General features: G+C 63.5%; 18 protein-coding genes. 8 read left to right on the top strand and 10 right to left on the bottom strand.

Features of this window, described 5'->3' with window-relative positions:
* The first annotated feature begins 21 nt into the window (after positions 1–21).
* Positions 22–1,122 (top strand): AI-2E family transporter, encoded by a 1,101-nt coding sequence (locus tag JF290_RS01810; RefSeq protein WP_199023014.1) that lies wholly within the window; start codon positions 22–24, stop codon positions 1,120–1,122.
* Positions 1,123–1,127: 5 nt separating this feature from the next.
* Here the strand turns inward: JF290_RS01810 and uvrA are convergent, their stop codons facing one another.
* Both uvrA and JF290_RS01800 read right to left on the bottom strand, forming a co-directional pair.
* Entirely contained in the window at positions 1,128–3,980 is a 2,853-nt protein-coding gene (gene uvrA / locus JF290_RS01805) for an excinuclease ABC subunit UvrA (RefSeq protein WP_199023013.1), read from the bottom strand.
* A gap of 113 nt (positions 3,981–4,093) precedes the next feature.
* Positions 4,094–5,038 carry a hydrogen peroxide-inducible genes activator gene (locus JF290_RS01800; RefSeq protein ID WP_199023012.1) on the bottom strand — a complete coding sequence of 315 codons (945 nt, stop codon included), beginning with the start codon at positions 5,036–5,038 and terminating at the stop codon, positions 4,094–4,096.
* A gap of 179 nt (positions 5,039–5,217) precedes the next feature.
* Between JF290_RS01800 and katG the strand changes: the two genes are divergently transcribed.
* From katG to JF290_RS01785, 3 genes are all read left to right on the top strand, one after another.
* The gene (gene katG, locus JF290_RS01795) at positions 5,218–7,395 is read left to right on the top strand and encodes a catalase/peroxidase HPI (RefSeq protein ID WP_199023011.1); all 2,178 of its coding nucleotides are present in this window, start codon (positions 5,218–5,220) and stop codon (positions 7,393–7,395) included.
* A 119-nt stretch (positions 7,396–7,514) separates the two neighbouring features.
* On the top strand, positions 7,515–7,943 hold the full coding sequence (locus JF290_RS01790; protein WP_199023010.1) for a PaaI family thioesterase: 429 nt from the start codon (positions 7,515–7,517) through the stop codon (positions 7,941–7,943).
* 92 nt (positions 7,944–8,035) lie between these two features.
* Positions 8,036–8,719 carry a hypothetical protein gene (locus JF290_RS01785; protein ID WP_199023009.1) on the top strand — a complete coding sequence of 228 codons (684 nt, stop codon included), beginning with the start codon at positions 8,036–8,038 and terminating at the stop codon, positions 8,717–8,719.
* Positions 8,720–8,728: 9 nt separating this feature from the next.
* Here JF290_RS01785 and JF290_RS01780 read toward each other — a convergent pair whose 3' ends face one another.
* From JF290_RS01780 to proS, 8 genes are all read right to left on the bottom strand, one after another.
* On the bottom strand, positions 8,729–9,130 hold the full coding sequence (locus JF290_RS01780) for a c-type cytochrome (protein ID WP_199023008.1): 402 nt from the start codon (positions 9,128–9,130) through the stop codon (positions 8,729–8,731).
* A 14-nt stretch (positions 9,131–9,144) separates the two neighbouring features.
* Positions 9,145–9,549, bottom strand: a complete 405-nt coding sequence (locus JF290_RS01775; protein WP_199023007.1) for a c-type cytochrome — start codon at positions 9,547–9,549, stop codon at positions 9,145–9,147.
* A 135-nt stretch (positions 9,550–9,684) separates the two neighbouring features.
* A complete protein-coding gene (locus JF290_RS01770; RefSeq protein ID WP_199023006.1) occupies positions 9,685–10,389 on the bottom strand; it encodes an ABC transporter ATP-binding protein in 705 nt (234 codons plus the stop codon).
* Positions 10,382–11,668: a lipoprotein-releasing ABC transporter permease subunit gene (locus JF290_RS01765; RefSeq protein WP_199023005.1), complete on the bottom strand. Its 1,287-nt coding sequence runs from the start codon at positions 11,666–11,668 to the stop codon at positions 10,382–10,384. The genes JF290_RS01770 and JF290_RS01765 overlap by 8 nt, the downstream gene beginning before the upstream one ends.
* A 38-nt stretch (positions 11,669–11,706) precedes the next feature.
* Positions 11,707–12,723 carry a DUF6492 family protein gene (locus JF290_RS01760; protein WP_199023004.1) on the bottom strand — a complete coding sequence of 339 codons (1,017 nt, stop codon included), beginning with the start codon at positions 12,721–12,723 and terminating at the stop codon, positions 11,707–11,709.
* Positions 12,720–13,565 carry a glycosyltransferase family 25 protein gene (locus JF290_RS01755; protein WP_199023003.1) on the bottom strand — a complete coding sequence of 282 codons (846 nt, stop codon included), beginning with the start codon at positions 13,563–13,565 and terminating at the stop codon, positions 12,720–12,722. Before JF290_RS01755 ends, JF290_RS01760 begins: the two co-directional genes overlap by 4 nt.
* Positions 13,566–13,575: 10 nt before the next feature.
* Entirely contained in the window at positions 13,576–14,451 is an 876-nt protein-coding gene (locus JF290_RS01750) for a glycosyltransferase family 2 protein (protein WP_199023002.1), read from the bottom strand.
* Between the two features lie 4 nt (positions 14,452–14,455).
* Positions 14,456–15,796, bottom strand: a complete 1,341-nt coding sequence (gene proS, locus JF290_RS01745; protein WP_199023001.1) for a proline--tRNA ligase — start codon at positions 15,794–15,796, stop codon at positions 14,456–14,458.
* A 167-nt stretch (positions 15,797–15,963) separates the two neighbouring features.
* On the opposite strand from proS, the gene JF290_RS01740 reads away from it, so the two are divergent.
* The 4 genes from JF290_RS01740 to JF290_RS01725 are packed head-to-tail and all read left to right on the top strand — an operon-like array spanning position 15,964 to position 21,543.
* Positions 15,964–17,037, top strand: coding sequence for an AI-2E family transporter (locus JF290_RS01740; RefSeq protein ID WP_199023000.1), 1,074 nt, complete (start codon positions 15,964–15,966; stop codon positions 17,035–17,037).
* Between the two features lies 1 nt (position 17,038).
* Entirely contained in the window at positions 17,039–17,719 is a 681-nt protein-coding gene (locus JF290_RS01735) for a P-loop NTPase family protein (RefSeq protein ID WP_199022999.1), read from the top strand.
* Between the two features lie 43 nt (positions 17,720–17,762).
* Entirely contained in the window at positions 17,763–19,949 is a 2,187-nt protein-coding gene (locus tag JF290_RS01730; RefSeq protein WP_199022998.1) for an RNA degradosome polyphosphate kinase, read from the top strand.
* Positions 19,950–19,998: 49 nt separating this feature from the next.
* Positions 19,999–21,543 (top strand): Ppx/GppA family phosphatase, encoded by a 1,545-nt coding sequence (locus JF290_RS01725; protein ID WP_199022997.1) that lies wholly within the window; start codon positions 19,999–20,001, stop codon positions 21,541–21,543.

Genomic DNA, 21,543 nt, shown 5'->3' with positions numbered 1-21,543 from the left:
CCGCAACACAGGATGGCCGCGATGAACCAGAACGAACGCGTGGCGATCCCGGTCACCGGCATTTTCGTGATCCTGCTGATCCACCTGATGTTGTGGGCGGCGAATTTCCTGATCCCCGTTACCGCCGCCGTACTGTCCTACCTGGTCTTCAACAGACCGCGCCGGTTGCTGTCCAAACTCGGCTTCCCGGATTCGCTGATCGCGGGCCTTTTCACCGGCTTCCTGCTGGTGCTCGTTGCCGTGGCGGTGCTGTGGTTCCAGGAACCGGTTTCGGCCCTGATCCGCGACCTGCCCAACCTGCTGCGCGAGATGGAGCAGAAGTTGATGGCCGAAAGCGGTACGCTCAAGGCGGTCAACGAGGCCGCCGCAGCCCTGGACGAAGCGGTGAAATCGGGAACAGAGAAAACCGCGATGGAGGTCGAAGTCGTCTCGGACAGTGCGTCGAGCCTGACCATAATGACAATGGCGCCGCAGGTACTGGGCCAAGTCGTCTTCGCGATCGTTCTGACCTTCTTCCTGATTTCCTCGGGCGATTTCTTCGTCAATCGCATGGTGGAAAGCTTCAGCAGGAACCGCGACAAGCGCCGCGTTGTCGAAATCATCGAACGGATCGAGACCCGTCTGGGAAGCTATCTTGGGGGCATCACGCTGATCAACGCGATGCTTGGGATCTGCATCGGCATCGCCATGTCGATCTGGGGACTGACGGGCGCGATCTCGATCGGTCTGTTGGGCTTCGCGCTGAACTACATCCCCTTCCTCGGGGCGGTGCTCGGTGCGGCAATCGCGGGGCTGCTCGCCTTCATCCAGTTCGACGACCTCTGGCCGGCGCTCGGCGTCTTCGCCACCTATATGGCCCTGACCTCGATCGAGGGACAGTTCGTGACCCCGATCATGATTTCACGCCGGATGCGCCTGAACACGCCGATCCTGTTTCTGGTGGTGGCCTTCTTCGCCTATATCTGGTCCGCCGTCGGCATGGTCGTCGCAGTTCCGATCCTGATCGTGGCCAAGATCGTCTGCGACGAGATCGAAGGTCTCAGGTGGCTCGGCCATTTCCTGGGCGATGACCAGGATCGCCATCCCCGGCCGACGCCGGAAGAGAGAGATGTTGCGCCCTGACGCCTCTATTCGGCGGCGACCTTGCGCCCGGCCAGCATCTGCTTGAGGTAGCGTCCGGTATGGCTGCGCGGTTCTCCAGCCACCTGTTCGGGGGTGCCGGTCGCGACGATCTCGCCGCCGCCATCGCCACCTTCGGGACCGATGTCGATGATGTGGTCGGCCGTCTTGATGACGTCGAGGTTATGCTCGATCACGACCACCGAATTGCCCTGTTCGACCAATTCGTGCAGCACTTCGAGCAGCTTGCGCACATCCTCGAAATGCAGCCCGGTCGTGGGTTCGTCGAGAATATAGAGCGTGCGCCCGGTCGACCGTTTGGACAGCTCCTTTGACAGCTTGACCCGCTGCGCCTCGCCGCCCGAAAGTGTCGTCGCCTGCTGGCCGACCTTGATGTAGCCCAACCCGACTCTCACAAGCGCATCCATCTTTTCGCGAATGCTGGGAACCGCCTTGAAGAACTCCTGCGCATCTTCGACCGTCATATCAAGAACGTCTGCTATGCTCTTGCCTTTGAATTGAATTTCCAGGGTTTCCCGATTGTAGCGCGCGCCTTTGCAGGTTTCGCAGGTGACGTAGACATCGGGCAGGAAATGCATCTCGATCTTGATCAAGCCGTCGCCCTGGCAGGCTTCGCAGCGCCCGCCCTTGACGTTGAAGCTGAAACGTCCCGGCTTGTAGCCGCGCGCCTTGGATTCCGGCAGACCGGCAAACCAGTCCCGGATCGGGGTGAACGCGCCGGTATAGGTGGCCGGGTTGGAGCGTGGCGTGCGCCCGATCGGGCGCTGGTCGATGTCGATCACCTTGTCCAGATGTTCGAGCCCCTTGATGGTTTCGCAGGGAGCAGGCGTCTGGCGCGCACCATTGAGCCGCATGCTCGCCGTCTTGAACAGGGTTTCGATGGTCAGAGTCGACTTGCCGCCCCCGGATACGCCGGTGACGCAGACGAATTTTCCCAGCGGGAAGTCGGCGGTCACGTCCTTGAGGTTGTTTCCCGTCGCCTTGACCACCTTGACCGACTTGCCCTTGCCCTTGCGCCTCTGGGACGGAATGGCGATTTCACGCGTGCCGGTCAGGTATTGGCCGGTGATGCTGGCCGGATCAGCGGCCACCTGCGCCGGCGTCCCATGCGCAACGACACGCCCACCATGGACACCCGCGCCGGGACCGATGTCAAAAACGTAATCCGCCTCGCGGATCGCCTCTTCGTCATGTTCGACCACGATGACCGTGTTGCCCTGGTCGCGCAGGTTCTTGAGCGTGCCGAGCAGCCGGTCGTTGTCGCGCTGGTGTAAACCGATGCTGGGTTCGTCCAACACGTAGAGCACGCCCGTCAGGCCCGAGCCGATCTGGCTCGCAAGCCGGATGCGCTGGCTTTCGCCGCCCGACAACGTGCCTGAACTGCGCGACAGGGTCAGGTATTCCAGTCCGACATTGTTCAGAAAGCCGAGCCGCTCGCGGATTTCCTTGAGGATCGCGCGCGCGATTTCATTCTTCTGGGCCGTCAGATGTTGGGGCACGCTCTCGCACCAGTGGAAGGCTTCCTTGATCGACATCTGAACGACCTGGCCCACGTGCAGCCCGGCGATCTTCACCGCCAGCGCCTCTTCCCGCAGACGATAGCCATCACAGGTGCCGCAAGGCCGATTGTTCTGGTAGCGCTCGAATTCCTCGCGGATCCAGTTGCTATCGGTTTCGCGATAGCGCCGTTCCATGTTGGGAATGACGCCTTCAAAGACGCGCGTCACCTGGTAGACACGCCCCCCCTCATCATAGCGGAAGGGAATTTCCTCCTCGCCCGAGCCATGTAGAAACACCTGCTTCACATGGGCGGGCAGATCCTTCCACTTGGTGTTCTTGTCGAACTCGTAGTGCTTGGCGATTGCCTCGATGGTCTGCAGGAAATAAGGGCTCTTGCCCTTGCGCCACGGGGCCAGCGCGCCGTCATAGATCTTGAGGTTCTGATCCGGCACCACGAGCCGTTCGTCAAAGAACAGCTCCATCCCCAGCCCGTCGCAGTCCGGGCAGGCGCCGAAGGGCGCGTTGAAGGAAAACAGGCGGGGTTCGATTTCCGGGATGGTGAAGCCACTGACGGGACAGGCGAATTTTTCGCTGAACACGGTGCGCTCGGGCTCATCCGTCGCAGTTTCGAGGATCGCGATCCCGTCGGCCAGGTCGAGCGCGGTGCGCAGGGAATCCGCCAGCCGGGTTTCCAGCCCCTCGCGCACGACGATGCGGTCCACCACCACGTCGATGTCATGACGGAACTTCTTGTCCAGCACCGGCGGATCGTCCAACTCGTGAAACTGCCCGTCCACCTTGACCCGTTGAAAGCCCTGCTTGCGCAGCTCCAGCATCTCCTTGCGGTATTCGCCTTTCCGGTCGCGGACGATCGGCGCCAACAAGTAGGCGCGCGTGCCCTCTTCCATCGCCATCACCCGGTCGACCATGTCCTGCACCTGCTGCGCCTCGATCGGCTTGCCAGTCGCGGGGCTGAAGGGCGTGCCGGCGCGGGCGAACAACAGCCGCAGATAGTCATAGATCTCGGTCACCGTGCCGACGGTCGAACGCGGGTTCTTGCTGGTGGTCTTCTGCTCGATGGATATCGCCGGGCTCAGCCCGCTGATATGGTCCACGTCGGGCTTTTCCATCATGTCGAGGAACTGCCGTGCATAGGCAGACAGACTCTCGACATAGCGGCGCTGACCTTCCGCATAGATCGTGTCGAAGGCGAGACTAGACTTCCCAGACCCGGACAGGCCGGTGATCACCACCAGCTGGTCGCGCGGGATGTCCACGTCGATGCTCTTCAGATTGTGTTCGCGCGCCCCGCGCACTTCGATGGTTTTGAGCTCTGCCATGGTGCCCCCGCTATCGCGCTAGACATAGTGGAGCCCGTGCGAGTCTCCAACAGGAAATTGTGAACATTACATGAACACAATCCCGTGCGCACGCCGGCGTCTTGTTTATGCTCTCAAATCCCCAATCCGGCACCTGCCGTCATGCTGTTCTGCGCAATCGGGGTGATGCCCTCGGACGTCGCGTCCCGCAGCTGTGCCGCGATGCCGCTCAGCTGCTCCGCCAGGGGCGTCGACTTGCGCCAGACCATACCGATGGTGCGCGACGGGCGCGGCGCCGGCAGTGGCACGACCGAAACCGGTGCCGAGCGCGTTTCGATGGCGACCGCCATATCGGGGATCAGGGTCACGCCGATGCCCGCACCGACCATTTGCACGAGCGTGGACAGCGAACTGCCCTCCATCAGTTCGCGCGGCTGCATCGTCGCCGCCTTGCAGAAGGACAATGCCTGGTCGCGGAAGCAATGACCTTCTTCCAGCAACAGCAGGCGCATCTCGCGCAGCGCCTCCGGATTCGGCGCGGGCTTTCCCGCGTCTTCCAGCGACCGCACCAGTACGAAATCCTCCTGAAACAGCGGCTCTTCGTGCAGGGTCGGTTCGGACAGGGGCAGCGCGACGATGGCGACGTCGAGCCGACCATCCAGCATGTCGCGCAACAAGGTCTGAGTGATCGCTTCACGCGGGCGAAGGTCCAGGTCGGGATAGCACCGGGTGAGGTGCTTGATGACGCCGGGCAGCATGTAGGGTGCGACGGTCGGAATCACGCCGATCCGCAGCCGTCCGGCCAGCGGACCATGGCTGGTGCGGGCCAGGTCCTCGATCTCGTCCACAGCGCGCAGGATGTCGCGGGCGCGCTCGGCCAGCTCTTCTCCCAACGCACTGAGCCGGATCTGACGTGCGTTGCGCTCGATCAGCGGCGCCCCCAGCAGCGCCTCGAGTTCCTTCATCTGCACCGACAGCGCCGGTTGGGAGATCGAACAGGCCGCCGCCGCTCGCCCGAAGTGACCGTGCCGGGCAAGCGCTTCGAAGTAGCGCAGATGTTTCATGGTGAGGTTTATCATAATCTGAGCTTATCGCTATCATCGCAAAATCTAAATTTCAATAATTTTGGAATGTGTTACAACCGGCCCGTATCCGAATGATGGATTCGTCTGGCCGACAGCGCGTTCCTGTCCTATTCAGACTGACGCAGCGGCAGGTCCGGCCCGCAGACGAACCGAGACACAAAGGGAGACTTCTCATGGATGGAAACGATATCGACCGCAGCGGCAAATGCCCGGTGATGCATGGCGCGAATACCGAGCAGGGATCGACCGTCACGCGTTGGTGGCCCAACGGGCTGAACTTCGACATCCTGCACCAGCACGACACCAAGACCAACCCGATGGGCGCTGACTTCGACTATCGCGAAGCGGTCAAGTCGCTGGACGTCGAGGCGCTCAAGAAAGACCTGCACGCGCTGATGACCGAGAGCCAGGAATGGTGGCCGGCCGACTACGGGCATTATGGTGGCCTGATGATCCGCCTGGCCTGGCACGCTGCGGGCACCTATCGTCTGGCCGATGGCCGTGGTGGTGCCGGGACCGGCAACATCCGTTTTGCACCGCTGAACTCCTGGCCGGACAACGCCAGCCTGGACAAGGCGCGCCGCCTGCTGTGGCCGCTGAAGAAGAAATACGGCAACAAGATCAGCTGGGCCGACCTGATCATCCTGGCCGGAAACGTCGCCTATGAGTCCTTCGGCCTCAAGACCTTTGGCTTTGGCTTCGGGCGCGAGGATATCTGGCACCCGGAGATCGACACCTACTGGGGTGCCGAAAAGGAATGGCTGGCCCCCAGCGACAACCGCTATGACGATGTCGACAACCCTGCCACCATGGAAAACCCCCTCGCCGCCGTGCAGATGGGCCTGATCTACGTCAACCCCGAGGGCGTGAACGGCAACCCCGACCCGCTGAAGACCGCCGAGCAGGTGCGCGAGACCTTCAAGCGCATGGCGATGAACGATGAAGAGACCGCGGCTCTCACCGCAGGTGGCCACACGGTCGGCAAATGCCACGGCAACGGCAACGCTGAGCTTCTGGGCCGTGAACCCGAAGCCGCCGAGATCGAGCAGCAGGGTCTGGGCTGGTTCAACCCGGAACTGAAAGGTCAGGCCGCAAACGCGATCACCGGCGGGCCGGAAGGCGCATGGACGACCAATCCGACGACTTTCGACATGGGCTATTTCGAGATGCTGTTCGGCCACGAATGGGAACTCACCCAGAGCCCGGCAGGCGCCAAGCAGTGGAAGCCGGTCGACATCAAGGAAGAGGACATGCCGGTCGACGCCTCCGACCCGAGCAAGCGCCGCATGCCGATGATGACCGATGCCGACATGGCGATGAAGATGGATCCAGCCTATCGCGCGATCTGCGAGAAGTTCATGGCCGATCCCGAGTACTTCAAGGACACCTTTGCCCGCGCCTGGTTCAAGCTGACCCACCGCGACATGGGCCCCAAGGTGCGCTACCTCGGCCCGGACGTACCGCAGGAAGAGCCGGTCTGGATGGATCCGATTCCCGCCGGGCCGACCGGCTATGACGTCGAGGCCGTCAAGGCACGCATCGCGGCAACCGACCTGTCGGTCTCGGACATGGTCTCGACCGCATGGGACAGCGCCCGCACCTATCGCGGTTCGGACATGCGCGGCGGCGCCAATGGCGCGCGAATCCGCCTGGCCCCGCAAAAGGACTGGCAAGGCAACGAGCCGGAGCGTCTGGCGCGCGTGCTGTCCGTCCTGGAACCGATCGCCGCCGAAACCGGGGCCTCGATCGCGGATGTGATCGTTCTCGCTGGCAATGTCGGCGTCGAGAAGGCCGCCAAGGCGGCGGGCGTCGAGGTGAGCGTGCCGTTCTCCCCCGGCCGGGGCGACGCCACGGACGAGATGACCGATGCCGAAAGCTTCGACGTGCTCGAACCGCTCGCCGATGCGTTCCGCAACTGGCAGAAGGAAGACTATATCGTCAGCCCGGAAGAGATGATGCTCGACCGTGCGCAACTGATGGGTCTGACCGCCAACGAGATGACCGCTCTGGTCGGCGGGATGCGGGCCATCGGCACCAACCATGGCGGCACGGCGCATGGCGTCTTCACCGACCGCACCGGTGCGCTCACCACTGACTTCTTCGTCAACCTGACCGACATGGGCTATCAATGGGCGCCGGTCGATGACGGTCTCTACGAGATCCGCGACCGCAAGTCCGGCGCGACCAAGTGGACCGCGACCCGGGTCGACCTGGTGTTCGGGTCGAATTCGATCCTGCGCTCCTATGCCGAGGTCTATGCCCAGGACGACAATGCCGAGAAATTCGTGCATGACTTCGTCGCTGCGTGGACCAAGGTGATGAACGCCGACCGGTTCGACCTGGCGGCCTGAACAGCGCGCTGCGGGCCTTGAGGCCCATTGCCACGGGGCGCGGCGGCAATAGCCACCGCGCCCTTTTTCATGGTCATGCGACGCTCGACACGCTCGCGCTGCGCTCATAGGCTGGGTGCATGGAAACAGGCACTGCGATACCCGTCACGCCCGACTTGGCGCAAGAGATCCTGCGGGACAATTTCGCCAGCTGGGTTCAGGCGCTCGACCTAGAAGTGTCTCATATCGATCGCGACCATGCTCTGATCCGGATGCCCTTGGGTTCGCATCTGGCACGGGTCGGCGGAATCGTCTCGGGCCAGGCGCTGGCCGCGCTGGCCGACACGTCGATGGTCCTTGCCGCCATCGCCCACAAGGGCGCGTTCGTCCCCTTCGCCACCACGGACCTGCACACGCAATTCCTGCGCCCTGGTGTCGGAACGGCGATCCTGTGCCGGGCCCACGTCGTGCGCGCCGGGCGCGCGCTTGTCTTTGCCCGTGCCGAAATGACCGAGGAGGACAGTGGCAAGATCGTCGCGACAGCCACCGCCACCTTCTTCGCGCCCTGATCTGTCAAGCTCACGCGCCAGCTTTCTGAAAAACCTCTCAGAAGCGGATTTCAACCTATCCGCACGTGTCCCGTCGGGCTAGTTTCCCGCCCATGATGTTGCGGCTGTTCCTCATCCTCGTCCTGCTGTCCGGTTGCGGCCGGCCTTTGACCGAGTCGGAGGCGACGTTCGCCCGCACGCTGAAGGGTGAGCAGCTGAACACTTCAAGAGTGCGGCTGGTCGAAGGCGCACCCGTTTCCGCAGTGACGTTTCAGCGCAAGGCCCGGCCGCGCCTGGCCTGCCGCGAACGCATCCTGCCGCCGGTCAAGGAAGAGATCGTCACCAGCACCCCCGCCGCCGTGACCCTGTTCAACCGGGTCTATTTCGCGCGCAAATGGTATCTGGACGACTATCTGCAGGACTATCCCGAACGACTGAACCTCGTGCAATCGATGCTGCTGGCGCATGAGCTGACCCATGTCTGGCAGTGGCAGAACCGTGCACGGACCGGATACAGCCCATGGCGCGCGGCGGCGGAGCACGGGCGGATCGACGATCCCTACCTGTTTGACCTCGACAGTTCGCCCGATTTCCTGAACTACGGCTTCGAGCAACAGGGCGCGATCGTCGAGGAATATGTCTGCTGCCGCGCACTCGCGCCCGATGCTGCCCGCACGAAGCGCCTGCACAGGATGCTCAAGGATGCCTTCCCGGTCACCGACCTGCCCGGAGCCAGGCGGGAAAGCGATGTTTACCTGCCGTGGCGCGGCGCGGAACTCGACGGGATCTGCAACTAGGTTTTCCGGTCAGGGCGCCTGGATGCTTTCCAGATAGGCCAGGAGCGCCGCCAGCGGGCGTGGCGTGGGCGTCATGGTGCCATCGATTTCGACAGGGACCGTTTCGCCCTTCAGCAGATCACCGAATTCCGGCATGACGTCCGCAGGCAGGCTGCCGCGCGCGTAGCCATCGATCTGCGACAGGACCTCGGCGCGCGGGAAGGTCCCTCCATTGCGCGCGGCGATCATCGTCAGGTCGGGCGCAACCTGCCCCCCGACGAGGCTGTCGCCGCCCTCGCCCCGCAGCCCGTGACAGGCGGCGCAATTCTCCACGAACAAGGTCTCACCCTCGCCGGGGCCGGGCATTTCGGACTGGGTGCAGCCCGCAAGGCCGATCAGGAGTGTCAGTGCGGAGAGCTGCAATCGGGTCATGTCGTGGTCCTTTGTCATTCGTTCTGAATAGACTGCAAATATCCCAGGAGGTCCACAATCGGTTTGCTGGTCAGGATCGGCTGCCCGTTCGGCGCCTTGACCGCCGTGTCCTCGCCTTCGAAGAAGTCCCCGTAAACCGGCATCGGGCTGCCATGACTGACCAGCGGGTCGCGCCCGTCGATCCGCATCACCACGCGCTCGGTCGGAAACACGCCGCCATTGTCACGCGCAAGGGCGGTCAGGTCGCTGGGCTTGATCAGCAGCACACCCGCCATCGGCCCCTGCCCGCGCGCCTCGATCCCGTGGCATGTGGCGCAATGGGTGCGGTAGTGATCCTGGCCCGCCTCGGCGTCCTGCGCCGCCACCGGCAGCGCCGACAGGGTCAGGATGGCGACAAATGACATGCAAGGGATACGCATCTCTCGGTCTCCTCGATTGTTCTGCGCGGGTCGTGCACGCTACGATCCGCGTCGGTCTCACGGTGGGTCATCGCGGCCAGCGCGGCCATGATTCAGATCAACAGGACAAGTGACGCCTGCGGGCGGGCCTTCGGCTCAGGCCAAGTGCACAGGCCCGGCAACGTCGACCAGCCGTCCGTTGTCCAAGCGCAGAACCCGATCCATGCGCGCGGCCAGTTCGATGTTGTGGGTCGCGATCAGGGCCGCAAGACCGGTCTGCGCGACAAGCTCCATCAGCACATCGAAAACCTGGCCCGATGTCGCCGGGTCGAGATTGCCTGTCGGTTCGTCCGCCAGTAGCAAACGGGGTTCATTCGCCAACGCCCGGCAGAACGCCACGCGCTGCTGTTCACCGCCGGACAGGGCCGCCGGGCGATGATCCGCGCGCGCGGCGATGCCGACACGGTCGAGCAGGAGATCAGCCCGGGCCCGGGCCGCATCGGCAGAGGTGCCGTTGGCCCGTTGCGGCAGCATGATGTTCTCGCGCGCAGAGAATTCCGGCAGAAGGTGGTGGAACTGGTAGACGAAGCCCACGTCGCGCCGGCGCACGGCGGTGCGACCCCGGTCGCTGCGCGTGCCGGCATCCTCACCGCAGATCCTGACCTGTCCCGTGTCCGGCGTATCGAGTAGCCCGGCGATATGCAGAAGGGTCGACTTGCCGGCGCCCGAGGGCGCGACCAGCGCCACGATTTCGCCGGCGTGCAGGTCCAGATCGAGCCCGCGCAGCACCTCGACCTCGCCGGGCGTTCCGCGATTGTAGGATTTCGAGATTCCGGACAGCGACAAGACCGGTTCATTCATAGCGCAACGCCTCCACCGGGTTCATCCGCGCCGCGCGCCGGGCCGGGAACAGAGTGACCAGAAACGAGAGGCCGAGCGACAAGGAGACCGCCGACAGCACATCGGTCAGACGCAACTCCGCCGGCAGGGCATAGATCCCCCGGATCGACGGATCCCAGACTCCACCGCCCATCACGTAATTCACCAACGAGAAGATCGGATCGATGTAGAGCGCGAAGAGACATCCAAGGATAACCCCGAACATGGTCCCAAGCACTCCCGTAAACGCGCCGCAGATGAAGAAGATGCGCATGACCGAGCCTTCGCTCAATCCGATGGTGCGCAGGATGCCGATATCACGCCCCTTGTTCTTGACCAGCATGATCAGGCCCGAGACGATGTTCATCGTGGCAATCAGCACGAGGATAGACAGGATGATGAACATGACGTTGTCCTCGACTTCAAGCGCCCGCAGGAACCCACCCGACGCGTCGCGCCAGGTCCAGACCTGCGCCCGCTCGCCCGCCGCGCGCAGGATGTTCAAGGCGATCGGATTGACGTCTTCCGGGTCGCTCACCATCACCTCGAGCTCGTCCGCCACCCCCTCGCGGTTGAAATAGCTCTGTGCCTCGGCGAACGGCATATAGAGCCGGGTGCGGTCGATGTCGTAGCGCCCGGCCGAAAAGACATAGACGATCTCATAGGCATTCACGCGCGGGCTGGTGCCGAAGGCAGTGCGCACCCCGTCGGGAGAAATCAGCTTGATTCGGTCGCCGACGCCCGCGCCCAAAGCCCGCGCGACGCCCGCGCCGATGGCGACGCCTTCAGGAAAGCGCGACAGATCCCCGAACGCCTGCTCGGCCTCGGCGATACCAGGCAGACCCTGCAGATCGACCGGCGCGATCCCAAAGACCTCGACCCCGGCATTGCTGCCTTGCAGGCTGGCCATCACCTGTCCCTTGACCAGCGGTGCCACCCGAATGACGCCGGGCACTTGCGCGACTCGCTCGGCCATGGCCTCGTAGTCCGCAATGGTGCGACTCAGGCGGCCTTGTGCATCGACCTCCGCCGCGTTGTACACGGTCACATGGGCGTTCGCCCCGAGGATGGTGCCGACGAATTCGGTCCGGAACCCCGAGCGCACCGCGAGGGTCGCGATCAAGGCGAAGACAGCCAGCGTAATCCCGATCAGGCTGATCCAGGTCATCACGCTGACACCGCCTTCGGCCCGGCGGGCCCGCAAGTAACGCCATGCGATGGTCCATTCGAAGGCGGCGAAGGGGGCTGGGCTCCTGACCATGCGGTCTCCTGGGTTCTGTGATTGCGCGCGGGTGTGTGTCAGTCGTCCTGCGCGGGCGAAGCATCCGGCACCACTGTGGAAATGTCGATTCCCCGCTCCGCGAAGAGCGTGACGATACGGCGGCGGCCCACCGCGTCAAGCTGCGAAACCGTGTTGCGATGCAAACCGAAGGTGAGCGGAGTGTCGGTTTCAGCCGCGGTCAGAGCCTTGTCCCGCGCCTGCGCATCGAAGCTGTCCCACAGGCCGACCTGCTCCTTCTCCACATTCTCGAAGACCGCGTGCGGTCCGCCGAAATGCTTGAGGCAAAACGCAAATATCAGCATGAACTCGGACGGTCGGCGTTTTCCTGCGAATACCGACTGAACCGAACCGTGGCGCGACTCAAGAGCGTCCAAAACGTCCAGAACAAGCCTACGGCTGACCGGATAGGGCGTGGTATATCCAGAGGTTTCTTGCACCTTCTCGGGCGGAACGCGCACGTCCAACATATCAAGGCTCTCGCGCAGCCAGTTTCGATGAAAGGCGGGGCCGACCGTTTCATAGGCGAGACGCGCCCGACCGTCCGCGGCGAACCATTCATTCGGACGGGGCGCACGCAGGAAGATGTTCTTGCCATCGAGTATCACCATGCGCCGAAAACGTGCGGCCCGGGCCGACGCAAGCTTCAGCGCCTGCTGCATCCGGTATCCGTTGCCCCCCCGCCACCCGCCGCGTCGCAGGAAAGGAAGGCGGAACCGGTTTTCGACATAAACCCGCTCGAACAAAGTGGGTTGGCGCGTGCGCTCCCGACCCATCAGAACCTCGTCGCCGGTCAAGATGCGCAGCTTTTCGCGATGCGGACCGTAGTCGGCCGCAAGCGACGTGAGAGCACGGCGCAATGCGGTTTCGTCCGCCTCGTTCATGACCAGAAGAATCTCCCCGACCTCCTCAGGCCTGAGAAACCGCGCCATGGACCGCGCTTGCAACCGGATCAGCGCCAGGTCACCTGAAAATGCGATCGTGACAAAGGTGACCGGCTCGTCCTTGGTATCAGGATAGCGATCAGGCGCGTTCATTCAGGCGCGCCCTCGCCGACGCGGTAAGGCGGCAGATCGGGCGCAAGATGAGGGCAATCGATCAGTCCTCCGCGATCCAGCAAGCGGCGGTCAGCCCCCGCCGCGCGGCCCATGCGACGGGCAAGTCGAGACAGTTCCTTGCCGGCGCGATAGGCAGTTGGCCCCTTCCCCGCACGACGCGCGCTGTGCGCATCGGCACGCTCGCTCTGCCCGATCCAGTCGGGCAGGCCAGCGCCCTCAAGCGAGGCACAGCACATACCCTGCACCGCAACGGCGGGAAACAGCTGCACCGGAGGCAGCCCTGCGCGCGGCGCAAAAAGATAGTCGTCGAGAGTCGCGCAATAGGCGCGGGACTCCTCGATCAGCCTGTCGGCGGAGCTGCGGTTGACGAAATAACAGGCAGCGCTTGGCACCGGTTCGAGGATTTGACGGACGCAGAGCGATCCAATTTTCTCCAGAGGACCATAGCGGCGCACCGAGTTGAATCCATCGAGCTTGACAAGGCCAAGGTCTGCATCCGGCAACGCCTCCAGCACCTTGGCGAACTCGCCCGACACGAGGATATCATCCTCGCAGATCACGGCACCGTGCGGGGCTTGGTCACGCACGAGGTGCCAGGCGGCCCTGTGGCTTTCGAAGATCGCCTGTTCACCCAGTTCCAGCTCCCACCGGTCGCCCCAGCTGTGCGGGGCATAACCAGGTGCGACGAAGTCCGGCGCGCGCGCGTCGACCGCCGAGAACCGATGCACCGCCTGGCCGAGCCCTGCCGCCACGAACTGGTCGTGCACGAATGTCCAGCGCCTTGGCACGCGGTCGAGGTTTATGACATGGATCGGGACCATGTGTTGATCCTCAATACCTGCGCCAGGGTTGCAGTTTGCGTCGGAACGATTTCGCAGCCCCATGTCGCGCGGCCCTTCGGATCGGCGCAGGCACGTCGCGGCGGCGCAAGGTTTCGAGCAGCAGCCCAAGCGGCATATGTCCCTGGTGATAGAATTGCTTGAAATCCTCCAGCACAAGCGTTTGCGCCGCAGCATGATCGCGAAAGAAGTGTTGCCAGACGCGGGCATAATCCGTCGCGACCTTGTCGTCATCCGCCGATACGCCACGTGTCCAGAACAACGAGATCGGCTGCTCTATGCGCAGACCACGATATCCTGCCGCCACCATGCGCAGCACAAGATCGTAGTCGGCCGCAACACGATAAGAAGTGTCGTGCCCGCCGAGTGCGCGAAACACATCGCGCCGGATCAGGACCGAGTTGTGACAGAACGGCATCCGTTGCAGCACCGCCTTGAGCGACATGCGCCGCGAGACCTGTGCACGCCCATCGGCATCCTGCGAGGCCGTGGCGCCATAAGCGAAATCGGGCCTGTGCTTTTCAAGCTGCGCCTGAACGTGGGACAGGATGTCGTCTGACGCCAGGGAATCATCGGAATTGAGAAACAGGACGTAATCGCCGGTGGCCCGCTCGACCGCCCTGTTCATCCCATCATAGAGGCCTGAATCGGGCTCGCTTTCAAACCGGATCGCTGGATCGCCCGTGACGACCTCTTCGATGAAAGCCTGTGTTCCGTCCGTCGATCCGCCGTCCTGGATCACATGTTCGAGGTTGGGACAGGTCTGTTTTCGAACACAATCCACCACACGCTCGAAACTATCGCGCCGGCCCGCATCAATCAGGTTGTACGTGACGGTGATGACAGAGATCGCCGGCGGGGACTGCATTTGTTCACCCGGTCTTGCCGTAGATCTCGGCCACCTTGCGAACCGCGAGTTCGGACGTCAGTTCCTCACTCTCGCCGGTGCGGCGGCTGGTAAGTTCGACGACACCGTTCTTCAGTCCGCGCGGCCCGACGGTGATGCGCCAAGGCAGGCCGATCAGGTCCATCGTCGCGAACTTGCCGCCGGCGCGTTCATTCCGGTCGTCATAGAGCGGTTCGAGCCCGATGGCGGTCAGCGCCGCATAGAGCGTTTCGCAGGCGGTGTCGGCCTCGGCGTCGCCCTGTTTCAGGTTGACGATGCCGCAATGGAACGGTGTCACGCCTTCGGGCCAGATGATCCCCTTGTCGTCATGGCTGGCCTCGATGATCGCACCAAGTAGACGCGAGACACCGATACCGTGGCTGCCCATGTGGACCGGCACGGCCTTGCCCTCGGCATTCTGCACGGTCGCGCCAAGGGGCTCGGAATACTTGGTGCCGAAGTAGAAGATCTGCCCCACCTCGATGCCGCGGCTGGTCTTGCGCCGCTCCTCGGGGATCGCGTCAAACAGCGCCGGGTCGTGGGTCTCGTCGGTGCGGGCATAGGGTGTGGTCCATTCCCGCACGATTTCGGCGCATTCCTCTCGGCTGTCGTAGGCGACGACCCGGTCGCCGAATTTCAGATCGAGAATGGCGCTGTCATAGAACACTTCGCTTTCGCCGGTCTCGGCGAGCACGAGGAACTCGTGCGTGTTGTCGCCGCCGATCGGGCCTGAATCCGCGCGCATCGGGATCGCCTGCAGACCCATCCGCTCGTAGGTGCGCAAGTAACTGACCATGTGACGGTTGTAGGCGTGCAGCGCCGAGTCCTTGTCGACGTCGAAGTTGTAGCCGTCCTTCATCAGGAACTCGCGACCGCGCATCACGCCGAACCGGGGGCGGATCTCGTCGCGGAATTTCCACTGGATATGATAGAGAGTCAGCGGCAGGTCCCGGTAGCTGCTGACATGGCTGCGGAAAATGTCGGTGATCAGTTCCTCGTTCGTGGGACCATAGAGCATGTCGCGGCCGTGCCGGTCGGTGATCCGCAGCATTTCTTCGCCGTAATCGTCATAGCGCCCGCTTTCGCGCCACAGGTCCGCCGATTGCAGCGTCGGCATCAGCATCGGGATATGCCCTGCCCTGACCTGCTCCTCGTGAACGATGGTCTCGATATTCCTGAGCACCTTGTAGCCCAGCGGCAGCCAGGAATAGATACCGGCCTGCGCCTGCTTGATCATCCCGGCGCGCAGCATCAGCCGATGGCTGACGATCTGTGCCTCTGCGGGATTTTCTTTCAGAACAGGCAGGAAATAGCGGGACAGGCGCATGGCGGGACTCTTTGGTGAAAGGTGGTCCGTCGCGGTCTATGCGAAACCGAAGCCGCAGGCAATCGGGCAATGGTCCCCGCGGGTGCGAAGAGCATGGCTTGTCGATCGCCCTTGAAACTCGGGGCCCTATGGGCGATGTCGGACAGGCAAACCGGACCGGACCCGACATGTCACTTCCCGTCAAGGATCAGCTCAGATACTGGGGCGTCGCCGCGATCGCCTTTGCCGTGGTTCTATGGTTCCTCGGCGACGTGCTGCTGCCGTTCGTGCTGGGAAGCGCGATCGCCTATTTCATCGATCCGGTCGCGGATCGGCTGGAGCAGGCCGGCCTGTCGCGCGTCGCGGCCACAGCCGTGATCACGATCATCGCGATTCTGGCCTCGGTCATCATGCTGCTGCTGGTCATTCCGACCCTGATTTCGCAGTTGATCGACCTCGTGAACATCGCGCCGCAACTGATGCGCGACCTGCAGGCCTTCATCACCAAGCAGTTCCCCTCGATCCTGGTCGAAGGATCGACCGCCCGAGAAACGCTGAGCACCATCGGCGCCGCGATCAAGGAGCGCGGCCCGCAGGTCATCGAAGGCGTGCTGGGGTCTCTGGGATCATTCGTGAACATCGTGGTCCTGCTGGTGATCGTGCCGGTCGTCTCGGTCTACATGCTGCTTGATTGGGACCGCATGGTCGCCCGCATCGACGAGCTTCTGCCGCGCGAACATGCGCCGGTGATCCGTCGCCTCGCCGGTGACATCGACAAGACGCTGGCCAGCTTCATTCGTGGAATGGGCACCGTCAGCCTGATCCTGGGGACATATTACGCCGTCGCGCTGATGCTGGTGGGTCTGCAGTTCGGCCTGGTCGTCGGCTTCATCGCCGGGCTTGTGACCTTCATTCCCTATCTGGGCGCGATGATCGGGGGATCGCTCGCCATCGGGCTGGCCCTGTTCCAATTCTGGGGAGAATGGGCATCGATCGGTCTGGTGGCCCTGATATTCGTGATCGGCCAGATCGTCGAAGGCAACTTTCTGACCCCGAAGCTCGTCGGCGACTCGGTCGGACTGCACCCGGTCTGGCTGCTTCTGGCGCTGTCCGTTTTTGGGGCGTTGTTCGGTTTCGTCGGGATGCTGGTGGCCGTGCCGGTGGCCGCCGCACTCGGAGTGATCGCGCGCTTTGCAGTCAACCAGTACCTGGACAGTCGGCTCTATCGTGGCACGGAAAACCGGGATCAGGACGCCTCCTGACATGGCGCGTCAGTTGAGTTTCGACCTGCCCGCCCGGCCGGTCCTGGGCCGCGAGGATTTCTTCGTCTCGCCCGGCAATGCACTGGCCGTGGCGATGATCGACCATCCCGACACCTGGCCCGGTGGCAAGCTGGTGCTTACAGGGCCGCGCGGATCGGGCAAGACCCACCTGACCCATGTCTGGGCCGATCGGACCGGCGCGCGCATCGTGTCCGCACGCGACCTGACCGAAATCGCCATCCCCGACCATGCCGGCGGCTGCGTGGCTGTGGAAGACGTGCCTGACATCGCCGAGAATGCCGACGCCCAGAAAGCTCTGTTTCACCTGCACAACCTTGCGCTGGCACAAGGCCACCGTCTGCTCCTGACCGGCGAGGCATCTCCCAATCTCTGGAACCTGTCGCTTCCCGATCTGCAGAGCCGCGTGCAGGGGGCCACCCACGTCGCCTTGCAACCACCGGACGATGCGCTGTTGTCGGCGGTTCTGGCCAAGCTGTTCGCGGATCGACAGATTACGCCGAAGCCCGACGTGATCCCGTTTCTCGTGACGCATATCGACCGTTCCTTCCAGGCCGCGGCCCGCGTGGTCGATCAACTGGACCGCGCCGCGCTGGACCAGGGGCGCAAACTGTCGCGACGGCTTGCGGTCGATCTGCTTGGCGGGCGGGACAAGACCCCCTAGACTCGACACTAACGCGTTACATATCCACATTATGGGCAGCAAGATGACACACGCAGATTTCCTCGCCTCGCCCTTCGCCGCCCCGGTCGACATGCCCGAGCTCGACATCACCGGGCCGGGACGGTTCTACAACCGAGAACTGAGCTGGCTGGGGTTCAACTGGCGGGTGCTGGAAGAGGCCGAGAATCCCCGCGTTCCACTGTTGGAGCGGCTGCGGTTCCTGTCCATCTCGGCGGCCAATCTGGACGAGTTCTACACTGTGCGCGTTGCAGGGCTGCGCGAACTGGCCCATGCGGGCAACGTGACACCCGCAGACGACGGGCTGACACCGGCGGAGCAACTCGTGCTGATCAACGAGAATGCCCGCAGGCTGATGCAGTCCCAACAGGAAGTTCTGACCTCCTTGCAGGACGAGATGGAAGAGGCCGGGATATCGGTCCTGACGCGGGACGAATTGACGGCCGACGACAAGAAGCACCTGGACGACGTGTTCCTGAACAAGGTGTTTCCGGTCCTCTCGCCCCTGGCGATCGACCCGGCGCATCCCTTTCCGTTCATCCCCAATACCGGCTTCTCTCTCGCACTTCAGCTCGAGCGTAGCCGCGACAAGAGCACCCTGCAGGCGCTGCTGCCGATCCCGCACCAGATCGACCGCTTCGCCGCGCTGCCATCCGAACCGGGAACGCATCGGTTCCTGCCGCTCGAGGAACTGCTGCTCGAGCAGATCGGCAGCCTGTTCCCCGGCTACAAGCTCAAGGCGCATTTCGAGTTCCGCGTGCTGCGCGACAGCGATCTGGAAGTCGAAGAAGAAGCCGAAGACCTGGTGCGCGAATTCGAAGTCGCGCTGAAACGCCGCCGCCGAGGCGAGGTCGTCCGCCTGACCCATTCGGCCGGAGCGCCCGCCAAGCTGATGGCGACGATCATGCAGGAATTGAACGTCGAAACCGCCGAGGTGGTGGAAATCGATGGCATGATCGGTGTGGCCGATGTCAGCGAACTGGTGCTCGACACCCGACCCGACCTGCTCTGGCCGTCCTTCACGCCGCGGATACCGGAACGGGTCACCGACCACGAAGGCGACATGTTCGCCGCGATCCGGCAAAAGGACATGCTGCTGCACCACCCCTACGAGACCTTCGACATGGTGGTGCGCTTCCTGACTCAGGCGGCGCGTGATCCGGACGTGGTTGCGATCAAGCAGACGCTGTATCGCACGTCCAAGAACTCGCCCATTGTCGAAGCACTCTGCGAAGCGGCGGAGGACGGCAAGTCGGTCACGGCATTGGTCGAACTGAAGGCGCGGTTCGACGAGGCTGCCAATATCCGCCAGTCGCGGCGGCTGGAACGGGCGGGCGCGCATGTGGTCTATGGCTTTCTCGACCTCAAGACGCACGCCAAGATCAGCACCGTGGTGCGCCGCGAAGGCGACAACCTCGTGACCTATACGCACTACGGGACCGGCAACTATCACCCGATCACGGCGCGCATCTACACCGACCTGTCGCTGTTCACCTGTGACACCGCACTGGGGCGCGACGCGACCAAGGTGTTCAATTTCCTGTCGGGCTACGCGCAGCCCGATGCGCTCGAAAACCTCGCGATCTCGCCGATCAGCCTGAAACAACGCCTGCTCGAGATGATCGAGGCCGAGATCGACCATGCCAAGGCCGGGCGACCTGCCGAGATCTGGGCCAAGATGAACTCGCTGATCGACAGCGAGGTGATCGACGCGCTCTATGCGGCAAGCCAGGGCGGCGTGAAGATCAGCCTGGTGATCCGTGGCATCTGCGGCCTACGCCCCGGTATCAAGGGGCTGAGCGAGAACATCCGCGTCAAGTCGATCGTCGGACGGTTCCTTGAGCACTCCCGCATCGTCTGTTTCGGCAATGGCGTCGGACTGCCGGGCAAGAAGGCGCGGGTCTTCATCTCCTCGGCCGACTGGATGGGGCGCAACCTGAACCGGCGCGTGGAAACCCTGGTCGAGATCAACAACGCCACCGTGAAAGCCCAGATCGTCAGCCAGGTCATGGCCGCCAACCTCGCCGATGTCGCGCAAAGCTGGGTGATGGGCCCGGACGGAGCCTTCATCCGCGCGCCCCTGCCCGAGGGCGAGTTCGCCTTCAACTGCCACCGGTTCTTCATGGAGAACCCGTCGCTGTCCGGGCGCGGCTCTGCCGGGGCGTCGGATGTGCCGAAACTGACCCATACGGATGACTTGGGCAGCAATTGACCCGTGCCGCCGCTTGGCGCATTTTGGGCCGGAACGATCCGGGGGCGACATGAACCTGCAAACTGACTCTGCCAATCCGGACTGGGGCCCGTTCGGCCGCGCCCTGTTTGACAGCCCGAGTGCCCGCGCCCTGTCGCGCGTCGGCGTCGTGGACGTTGGATCGAACTCCGTCCGTCTGGTGGTGTTTGACGGTGCGGCGCGCAGCCCGGCCTATTTCTACAACGAAAAGATCATGTGCGGCTTGGGCGCTGGTCTGTCCGAAACGGGACAGCTGAACCCCGAGGGCCGCGTGCGCGCGCTGGCGGCGTTGCGCCGCTTCCAGCACCTCGCCGAGGGGATGGAGCTTCCACCGCTGTCGGTGGTCGCCACCGCCGCCGTGCGCGACGCCAAGGACGGACCGGCCTTCCGCGAGGAGGTGCTGCGCGAAACCGGTCTCAGGCTCTGGGTGATCGACGGCGAGGAAGAGGCCCGCCTGTCGGCTCAAGGGGTTCTGCTGGGCTGGCCGGGCTCGTACGGCCTGGTCTGCGACATCGGCGGCTCCAGCATGGAACTGGCGGAAATCAAGGACGGACGGGTCGGCAAGCGCGTGACATCGGCTCTCGGTCCGCTCAAGCTGGCGGGGATCACGGGCGGGCGCAAGGCGCGCAAGGCGCATATCCAAGACACGATGGCACGCCTGAGCGAAACGATGGGCGCGCAACGTGACCGCCTGTTCCTTGTCGGCGGCAGTTGGCGGGCGATCGCCCGGATCGACATGCTGCGACGCGCCTATCCGCTGCACGTGCTGCATGAATATCGCATGACGCCGAGCGACGTGCGTGCGACCATCAAGTTCATCGAGAAGAGTGATTTCGAGCAGATCCGAAACGATGCCGGCGTATCCGCCGCGCGGATGGCGCTGGTGCCGATGGCCTGCGACGTGCTCGCCCGCCTCGTGCGCACCTTCAAACCCAAGGATATCGCGGTGTCGAGCTATGGCATCCGCGAGGGCCTGCTGTATGAACAGATGCCCCAACGCTTGCGCGATCGCGATCCTCTGATCGAGGCTTGCCGCTTTGCCGAGTCCAAGGACGCGCGGTTTCCGGGCTTCGGCAAAACCCTGTTCGATTTCGTGATGCCGTTGTTCAAATCGGCCCCCGCCGCCCAGAAGCGGCTGGTCAAGGCGGCCTGCCTTTTGCACGACGTCAGTTGGCGTGCCCATCCGGACTATCGTGCTGAAATCTGTTTCGACAACGCGACCCGCGCCAATCTCGGCGGGCTGAAGCATTCCGAGCGGGTATTTCTGGGCCTCGCCCTGATGCACCGATACCGCAACAAACGCGAAGGCACGCGGTTCGATGACATGTTCACCCTCCTCGACGAAAAACGGCAGCAGGAGGCGGAGGTTCTGGGCAAGGCAATGCGCTTCGGCGCGATGCTCCTGATGCGCAAGGACACGAACCGCAGCACGTTGGTCTGGCAGCCCAAGAAACGCCATTTGCAGTTCCGCCTGTCACCAGAGGCCGAACCACTTTTCGGCGAAGTCGCAGAGGCACGATTGCAGTCTCTCGCATCCGCGCTTCAGGCTGAACTCACCGTCACACAAGCGCGCTGA

Source organism: Sedimentitalea arenosa (assembly GCF_016428585.1).
Taxonomy (GTDB): Bacteria; Pseudomonadota; Alphaproteobacteria; order Rhodobacterales; family Rhodobacteraceae; genus Sedimentitalea; species Sedimentitalea arenosa.
The sequence above is the reverse complement of the archived record's forward strand: the minus strand, read 5'-3'. Positions and strand labels throughout refer to the sequence as shown.

Coding starts and splice junctions, on each gene's coding strand:
- JF290_RS01800 (WP_199023012.1), bottom strand. CDS start 5,038: ATGATAAACCTCACCATGAAACATCTGCGCTACTTCGAAGCGCTTGCC.
- JF290_RS01735 (WP_199022999.1), top strand. CDS start 17,039: ATGGCGCGTCAGTTGAGTTTCGACCTGCCCGCCCGGCCGGTCCTGGGC.
- JF290_RS01770 (WP_199023006.1), bottom strand. CDS start 10,389: ATGAATGAACCGGTCTTGTCGCTGTCCGGAATCTCGAAATCCTACAAT.
- proS (WP_199023001.1), bottom strand. CDS start 15,796: ATGCGCCTGTCCCGCTATTTCCTGCCTGTTCTGAAAGAAAATCCCGCA.
- JF290_RS01740 (WP_199023000.1), top strand. CDS start 15,964: ATGTCACTTCCCGTCAAGGATCAGCTCAGATACTGGGGCGTCGCCGCG.
- JF290_RS01760 (WP_199023004.1), bottom strand. CDS start 12,723: ATGAACGCGCCTGATCGCTATCCTGATACCAAGGACGAGCCGGTCACC.
- JF290_RS01780 (WP_199023008.1), bottom strand. CDS start 9,130: ATGACCCGATTGCAGCTCTCCGCACTGACACTCCTGATCGGCCTTGCG.
- JF290_RS01810 (WP_199023014.1), top strand. CDS start 22: ATGAACCAGAACGAACGCGTGGCGATCCCGGTCACCGGCATTTTCGTG.
- JF290_RS01775 (WP_199023007.1), bottom strand. CDS start 9,549: ATGCGTATCCCTTGCATGTCATTTGTCGCCATCCTGACCCTGTCGGCG.
- uvrA (WP_199023013.1), bottom strand. CDS start 3,980: ATGGCAGAGCTCAAAACCATCGAAGTGCGCGGGGCGCGCGAACACAAT.
- JF290_RS01785 (WP_199023009.1), top strand. CDS start 8,036: ATGATGTTGCGGCTGTTCCTCATCCTCGTCCTGCTGTCCGGTTGCGGC.
- JF290_RS01750 (WP_199023002.1), bottom strand. CDS start 14,451: ATGCAGTCCCCGCCGGCGATCTCTGTCATCACCGTCACGTACAACCTG.
- JF290_RS01755 (WP_199023003.1), bottom strand. CDS start 13,565: ATGGTCCCGATCCATGTCATAAACCTCGACCGCGTGCCAAGGCGCTGG.
- katG (WP_199023011.1), top strand. CDS start 5,218: ATGGATGGAAACGATATCGACCGCAGCGGCAAATGCCCGGTGATGCAT.
- JF290_RS01725 (WP_199022997.1), top strand. CDS start 19,999: ATGAACCTGCAAACTGACTCTGCCAATCCGGACTGGGGCCCGTTCGGC.
- JF290_RS01730 (WP_199022998.1), top strand. CDS start 17,763: ATGACACACGCAGATTTCCTCGCCTCGCCCTTCGCCGCCCCGGTCGAC.
- JF290_RS01765 (WP_199023005.1), bottom strand. CDS start 11,668: ATGGTCAGGAGCCCAGCCCCCTTCGCCGCCTTCGAATGGACCATCGCA.
- JF290_RS01790 (WP_199023010.1), top strand. CDS start 7,515: ATGGAAACAGGCACTGCGATACCCGTCACGCCCGACTTGGCGCAAGAG.